The 6,819-nt window shown below is 49.3% G+C and carries 5 protein-coding genes and 1 tRNA gene; 2 read left to right on the top strand and 4 right to left on the bottom strand.

The features are described from left to right. Positions 1 to 1,293: 1,293 nt before the first annotated feature. Positions 1,294 to 1,368: transfer RNA gene (locus Y696_RS11395), tRNA-Glu, on the bottom strand. Between the two features lie 83 nt (positions 1,369 to 1,451). Here Y696_RS11395 and Y696_RS11390 point away from each other — a divergent pair. Further along, entirely contained in the window at positions 1,452 to 2,243 is a 792-nt protein-coding gene (locus tag Y696_RS11390) for an alpha/beta hydrolase (RefSeq protein ID WP_121510537.1), read from the top strand. Here the strand turns inward: Y696_RS11390 and ribF are convergent. The 3 genes from ribF to rbfA are packed head-to-tail and all read right to left on the bottom strand — an operon-like array spanning position 2,229 to position 4,402. Further along, positions 2,229 to 3,116 (bottom strand): riboflavin biosynthesis protein RibF, encoded by an 888-nt coding sequence (gene ribF / locus Y696_RS11385; protein ID WP_259459942.1) that lies wholly within the window; start codon positions 3,114 to 3,116, stop codon positions 2,229 to 2,231. The two genes, Y696_RS11390 and ribF, sit on opposite strands and share 15 nt — an antisense overlap. Before the next feature lies 1 nt (position 3,117). Next, on the bottom strand, positions 3,118 to 4,038 hold the full coding sequence (gene truB, locus Y696_RS11380) for a tRNA pseudouridine(55) synthase TruB (protein WP_121510535.1): 921 nt from the start codon (positions 4,036 to 4,038) through the stop codon (positions 3,118 to 3,120). Then, the gene (rbfA, locus tag Y696_RS11375; RefSeq protein ID WP_121510533.1) at positions 4,031 to 4,402 is read right to left on the bottom strand and encodes a 30S ribosome-binding factor RbfA; all 372 of its coding nucleotides are present in this window, start codon (positions 4,400 to 4,402) and stop codon (positions 4,031 to 4,033) included. The genes truB and rbfA overlap by 8 nt, the downstream gene beginning before the upstream one ends. 1,174 nt (positions 4,403 to 5,576) lie before the next feature. Between rbfA and Y696_RS11365 the strand changes: the two genes are divergently transcribed. Beyond that, entirely contained in the window at positions 5,577 to 6,791 is a 1,215-nt protein-coding gene (locus Y696_RS11365; protein WP_006492858.1) for an IS256 family transposase, read from the top strand. Positions 6,792 to 6,819: the final 28 nt, after the last annotated feature.

Here is a 6,819-nt window from a genome sequence, read left to right as displayed (position 1 = left end):
GCGGTCGAATTGCCCGCTTCGCGGGGAAACAAAGGATCGGGTTAGAAAGATCGGGTTACGAAGAACGGGTTAATAGGAGCGGGTGAAAGGGAAGAGCGCAGATAATAATCAATTGCTGACGCAGGCGAGGCCGACTTTGTCGGGAAGTGATGCTGGTATAAAACAGAGACGCAATGCGCCGTATAGCATCGGCGGTCGCAATGCCGGCGAAGAACATGCTGGGACGCAAGGCTGGCGAAGACTATGCCAGGTCGCAATGCCCGCTGCGCGAAGAAGAATAAAACATTAGACGAAATGCCGCCTGCGGCGGGACGCAAGGCACTGAAGAGCATCAGTGGACGCAGGGCTGGCTAAGATCATGCCAGGACGCAAGGCCCGCTTCGCGGGGAAAGATCCTCAAAGCCAGTCTGCTGACGCAGGCCAGTCACCTTCGGTGGCCAGTCAGGCTGCGCCTGGCCAGTCTCGCCTTCGGCGACGCAAGTTCCGACTGCGTCGGGCAGATAAGATCCCGTACAGGAACACTACGGGATGACAATCTTAGGTGATTCTGTAGGGGCGAACGGCTGTTCGCCCGAAGGGGAAGCCCTCTCTCAGGCGCAAAGCAGAAGGCAAAAAGTGGTCCGTCTGCTAACTCAGGCCAGTCAAATTAGACAAGGTTCTCCGTTGGCCGTTCACCGTCCAAAGATCGGCGCGATCGCTGGAAGAGCAAGGGCATTAAGAACAGGTCATCTGTCAATGGTCCACCGTCCTACGAGAAGAGCGTATGAACCGGGTCTAGGGTTTTGGGGTCCAGGGTCTGGCAAGAGCCTTAGGAACTGTTCTTGGAAAAAGCAATTCTTCGTTCCGACACTTCGTGTCCAGGTTCTTGGGAAAATTGAGGAGGTCAGAGGACAGATGTGGGAGGTCAGAAGAGCATGAAGATCTTCATCTTGTAACCTCTAACCTGTCATGTGTAACGTTTGTTTTTAGAGAGAGGAAAGAGGGCGAGAAGGACGAGAAGAAAGAGATCCCGTACAGGAGCACTACGGGATGTCACGCGAAAAATAGGACAGACCTTAGAAACTGGTCAGTCCCTATTTTTCGCTCTCGCTTTCTCATGAGCGAAGCGAACTCTCGAATGCGTTCTTTCTCGTGCCTTGGCTAAGAAGAATATGAGGAGAAAGGATGACACGGAGGAGATGAGGTCCAGTTTGATCGCTCGAGCGGGGGTTGAAGTGCAGCACTTAAAAATGAAGAATCTCCCTTTCGGGAGATTCTTACCTGTTTCGGAGCAAATGGAACGGTTTTAGAAAGTGGCAGCCCCACGGGGAATCGAACCCCGACCTTCGGACTGAGAATCCGGTGGACTAGCCGTTATCCTATGGGGCCGAACAGAAATAATATTATCATGGTCTCCCGCTTTTGTAAACACCCCTGCTTAAGAGATATAATCATTTCGAGGAGGTGTTTCGGTGTTTATCAGACGGTGGTTTTCTCTAGACGCTAAAGCGAACGTTGTTATATGTCACGGGATAGGAGAGCACAGCGGGAGATACGACGGCTTTGCTTCTTATCTTAATAGGAGAGGCTTCGGTGTGTTCGCTACAGACTTTGCCGGGCACGGCATGCAGGCAGGAACGAGAGGCTTCATCAAGTCGTTCGGCGACTTCACTTCCGCTGTGAAGCAGCTTGCGGACGGTGTGAAAAAGGTTCAGCCCGATCTTCCAGTCTTTCTTTTCGGCCACAGCATGGGCGGGCTTATCGCCGCTAGGGTCGTTGAGGAGTATCCGAACACATTCAAAGCGGTTGCTCTCAGTGCGCCGCATCTGTTTTCTGCAAAGGATTCTGTAAGGAATCTGCTCCCTCTGATTTCCGTTATCAGACGAATTGCGCCCAAGACCACTTTCAGCAGTTCGTCTCGATTCACTCCTTCAGATCTTTCTCACAATGAAAGGGCCGTTAAGCGATACATCGAAGATCCGTATGTCCACGACCGGGTGTCGCCGAATCTCTTCTTCGGTCTTGAAGAGAGTATCGAGAAAGCGATGGCTAATGCTGGAAAGATCAAGGTCCCTGTCTTGATCGTCTACGGTTCGGCAGACAGGGTTGTCGATCCTGTCGGTGCTCAGGAGCTTTACGAGAAAATAGAAACCGAAAAGAAAATACTCGAGATACCTGGCGGAAAGCACGAAATGTTTGCCGACGACGAGAGGAAGTCTCAATTCTTCGGGGCGATCTCGACGTTCTTCTCAGAGCATGTCTGAGTGGATCTCAAGCCAGCGTCTTGAGACTTTTTCATCATGTCTGATCTGTTCTATCAGTTTGTCGACGGATTCGAATTTTAGCTCCGGCCTGATGAATTCGAGGACTTCCAGCTCGAGCTTTCTCTCGTATAGGTTTCCGGAATAGTTGAAGAAGTAGACTTCGTATTTGACTTCCTCCGATGTGTTTATTGTCGGTCTGAAACCCACATTCAGCAGACCAAAGTAATCTCTTGAATCTATTCGGGATCTGACAATGTAGACTCCTGATTTCGGCGTTACGAGTCTCTCGTCGCCCCTGTATATGTTTGCGGTCGGGAAGCCGATCTTCGACCCCAGCTGTTTGTCTTTGTAGACGATTCCCCTTATAGCGTAATTCTTTCCGAGGAGAGAGTTGGCCAGGGCGATATCGCCTTTGGCGAGAGCCTCTCTTATCCAGCTCGAGCTTATTCTTCTGTTGTCGTGCATTGCATCGGGGACTATCTCCACCCTGAAATCCCTCTCTTCCGAGAGCTTCTTCAGGAGGGCCACATTTCCTTTTGCGCCGTTTCCGAAGGTGAAATCGCTTCCGACGACAACGACTCTCACACCCTGCTTTATCAGGTTTGAAATGTAGTCTTCAGGCTCGAGATATCTTATCTCCGACATGTTGGCCGTCATTACCTTTTCGATGCCAGATGACAGAATCAGCTCGAGACGGTGCGTGACCGGGTAGATAATTCCGGGAAAATTCGGGAAATAGTATCCCCAGGGATAGACAATCGAAATCGCGACACTCTGCAGACCGAGATCTTCGGCAAGATCCACAGTCCTTTGCATGATTGCCCTGTGACCGAGATGGACGCCATCGAAGTTGCCAATGCAAGCTGCATACATATCAGGCACCGAGAACCTTCACGAGTTTTGCCACTCTCTCGACAGAACCCCTCCTAAGTAGGGTTTTCACGAATGAGGAGGTGCGTTCGGATCTAGCTATCGCAATAAGGCGCTCGTCGCTTCCAACAATGCGTATTATCTCATCCTTGGCAAATTTGCCCAGGATACCGGCAACTCCGCCAGCGTAGATCTGTCGGCCAAGCAGCACGTTGATGGTCTCGGAATCGCTGAGGAGCAGGCCGGGAAGGAAATCAACCGCTTCTTCAAGCGGAATGATTGAGATCTGGGAGACATCGTCTATCTGAAAAGCGCTGTCGACTGAAAACCTTCCTTGCGAGGTCCGGCGGAGGTTTGTAGTAGTCGCTCCACAGCCGAGCTTATAGCCTATGTCCATCGCCAGCGACCTTATGTAGGTTCCCTTTGAGACTCTTGCAGTAAAGGTAACCCTTTCCCTTGAATAGCTTATATCCGTCATCGAATAGATTCTTACCGCCCTTGGCGGAAGGTTGATGATCTTTCCCTCCCGTGCAAGCTTGTAAAGTCTTTCTCCGTTGTACTTCTTGGCGGAGTATGCGGGAGGCACCTGCAGATACTCCCCTTCAAAGGACTTCAAGACAGAAACAATCTCATCCTCGGAAAGCGCGGGAACTTCTCTCTCTTCAACCGTCTTTCCCGTATTGTCAAATGTGTCCGTTATTCGCCCCAGTTCGAGCTCTGCCCTGTATGTCTTGTCCATGTCGAGAAAGTACTCAAGCACTCTCGTCCCTTTTTTCACGCCGGCTATGAGGAGCCCACTGGCAAAGGGGTCGAGCGTTCCCGCATGGCCTATCTTCTTTGTATTCAGTTTTCTTCGAAGAAGGTTGACAACATCGTGAGAAGTCACGCCGACTGGCTTGTCAACAAGTACGATTCCGTCATTCATTTTCCGTGTCGTTCTTCTCCTTTTCGATCTGCTCGAGTAGTTTGGCCACTCTCAAGCTTGCCTCAATTCCTGTGTCTTCCTTAAAACGAATCTCGGGGGCCTTGAAAAGCCTAATGTTCTTTGCAATGGCAGTTCTAAAGAACCCCTTGTCTTCGTTCAGTTTCTCAACGAGCTTCTTCTTCTTGTCATCGGGGCCCATTAGACTCACGTACACGGTTGCGAACCGTTTGTCTTTGGTTAGCTCGACCCTGACAATGGAAGCCATGCCCAGTGAGTCTTTTTCGCTGGTGTAAGATGATAGAGCTACCGTGAGAACCTTCAATATCTCTGACTCCAACATCTCTCTTCTGTAAGTGCTTGCCATAGCTCTCACCTCCTGGATAATTATAACCTACAAAGCGCGTTCGGGAAGTTGTACGATGAAAATGAACGTAACGCCGCCTGCGGCGGGACGCAATGCACTGAAGAGCATCAGTGGACGCAAGGCCCGCTTCGCGGGGAAACAAAGCATCGGGTTAGAAAGATCGGGTTACGAAGAACGGGTTAATAGGAGCGGGTGAAAGGGAAGAGCGCAGATAATAATCATTTGCTGACGCAGGCGAGGCCGACTTCGTCGAGAAGTGATTCTGCTGCGCAGGAAGTGATGCCCGGAGGAACGTCCGGGGAAGTGATGCTCGCTGCACGAGTAAGAATAAAACATTAGACGCAATGCCGCCTGCGGCGGGACGCAATGCACTGAAGAGCATCAGTGGACGCAGGGCTGGCTAAGATCATGCCAGGACGCAAGGCCCGCTTCGCGGGGAAAGATCCTTAAAGCCAGTCTGCTACGCAGGCCAGTCACCTTCGGTGGCCAGGCAGGCTGCGCCTGGCCAGTCTCGCCTTCGGCGACGCAAGTTCCGACTGCGTCGGGCAGATGAGATCCCGTACAGGAACACTACGGGATGACAATCTTAGGTGATTCTGTAGGGGCGAACGGCTGTTCGCCCGAAGGGGAAGCCCTCTCACAGGCGCAAAGCAGAAGGCAAAAAGTGGTCGGTCTGCTAACGCAGGCCAGTCACGTTAGACAAGGTTGTCCGTCCAAAGATCCGCTGGTCGCTTGCCAGGAGACGCTGAACGCTTGGAAGAGCAAGGACATTAAGAACAAAGTCAACCGTCAACGGTCCACCGTCCTCTGGGAAGAACGGTTCTTTGTTCCGACGCTACGCGTCCAGGTTGTTCGTTCTTGGATCCCGGATCAAGTCCGGGATGACAGTGTTACGTGATTGCGAGAACGGCACTTACAGTCATGCTGAAAGAAGCCGTCCTTGGTCCTTCAAGAGCAAGGATCCGTCCTTAGAAGAGCAGTTGCAAGTAGTCCGTTCCAAATTGCGAACAAAAGAACCGCTGTGCGCTTAAGAGAAAAAACCCGCTGGTCGCTGAGCGAAAGAATTCGTCATCTGAACTTGATTCGGCACTCGATGCTGTCTTGTTGAATGGAGTATGTAAATAAGATTGTGTAAACCCTCTAGAATGGAAGAGAAGAATGGAGGGAAAAGAAGATGAAATTTGACAGAGAAAAGATCAAGTCGTTAATCGAGAGCAATGGATTTGAAGATGTCGGAGATGTTCAAGAGGCAATGAAAGATTTGTTTGGTGACATTATCAAAGAAATGCTTGAAGGAGAACTGGAAGAAGAGCTCGGATATTCTAAGCATGACTACAAGAACAAAGAGACTGAGAATTCCAGGAATGGACATAGCAAGAAGACAGTTAGAAGCGATTACGGAGAAATAGAACTTGAGATACCAAGAGACAGAAAAGGTGAATTTGAACCGGTTGTTGTGAAGAAACACCAGAGGGACATTTCTGGGATAGAGGATCAGGTAATCTCCATGTATGCCAGGGGAATGACAGTAAGAGATATTCAGAGTCATATAGAGAACATCTACGGTTCTAAATTATCTTCAGAAAGCATAAGCAGGATAACGGACAAGATACTGCCGCTGGTCTCCGAATGGAGAAACAGGCCATTAGAATCTGCGTACGCAATAGTCTACATGGATGCGGTATTCTTCAGGGTTGTTGAAAGCAACCAGGTAAGGAAGAAAGCACTCTATATAGCTTTAGGAGTATCCCTGAATGGCTACAAAGACATTCTAGGCATGTGGATAAGTGAAACAGAAGGAGCAAGCTACTGGTTAAGCATTCTAAACGAATTGAAGAATCGTGGGGTTGAAGACGTGGCAATCTTTTCAGTGGATGCATTAAGTGGAATGGAAGAAGCCATAGAGGCTGTATATCCATTCTCTGAGGTTCAGAAGTGCATAGTTCACCAGATAAGGAACACCATGAGATATGTTACCTGGAGGGATCGTAAACCTCTTGCACGCGATCTAAAGACAGTTTATCAGGCGCCTACAAGAGAGGCGGGATGGAATGCATTACTTGCACTCGAAGAGAAATGGGGGAACAAATACCTCTTGTCAATAAAAAGCTGGAAGGATAACTGGGAAACTCTATCAACCTTCTTTCAATATCCAGAGGAACTGAGAAGACTGGTTTATACAACTAATCCCATTGAATCAGTTAATAGACAACTCAGAAAGGTGACGAAGAACAAAGGAGTCTTTCCAACAGATACTTCTCTCTTAAAGATGGCTTATCTAGCAATAATAAATATAACAAAGAAATGGACAGTAAGAACTCTTGATTGGTCCAGGATACTTACTCAACTTGTGATAAAGTATGAAAGATTAGCTAAGTATATAAGCTGATTCTTAAACCCATTACAAAAAAGGGGTT

It is taken from the genome of Mesotoga sp. H07pep.5.4 (genome assembly GCF_003664935.1).
Lineage (GTDB): Bacteria > Thermotogota > Thermotogae > Petrotogales > Kosmotogaceae > Mesotoga > Mesotoga prima.
The sequence above is the reverse complement of the archived record's forward strand: the minus strand, read 5'-3'. Positions and strand labels throughout refer to the sequence as shown.

What these genes read in the sequence shown, in the direction of transcription:
- Y696_RS11365 (WP_006492858.1), top strand. Translation starts at nt 5,577, where the DNA reads ATGAAATTTGACAGAGAAAAGATCAAGTCGTTAATCGAGAGCAATGGA.
- truB (WP_121510535.1), bottom strand. Translation starts at nt 4,038, where the DNA reads ATGAATGACGGAATCGTACTTGTTGACAAGCCAGTCGGCGTGACTTCT.
- ribF (WP_259459942.1), bottom strand. Translation starts at nt 3,116, where the DNA reads ATGTATGCAGCTTGCATTGGCAACTTCGATGGCGTCCATCTCGGTCAC.
- rbfA (WP_121510533.1), bottom strand. Translation starts at nt 4,402, where the DNA reads ATGGCAAGCACTTACAGAAGAGAGATGTTGGAGTCAGAGATATTGAAG.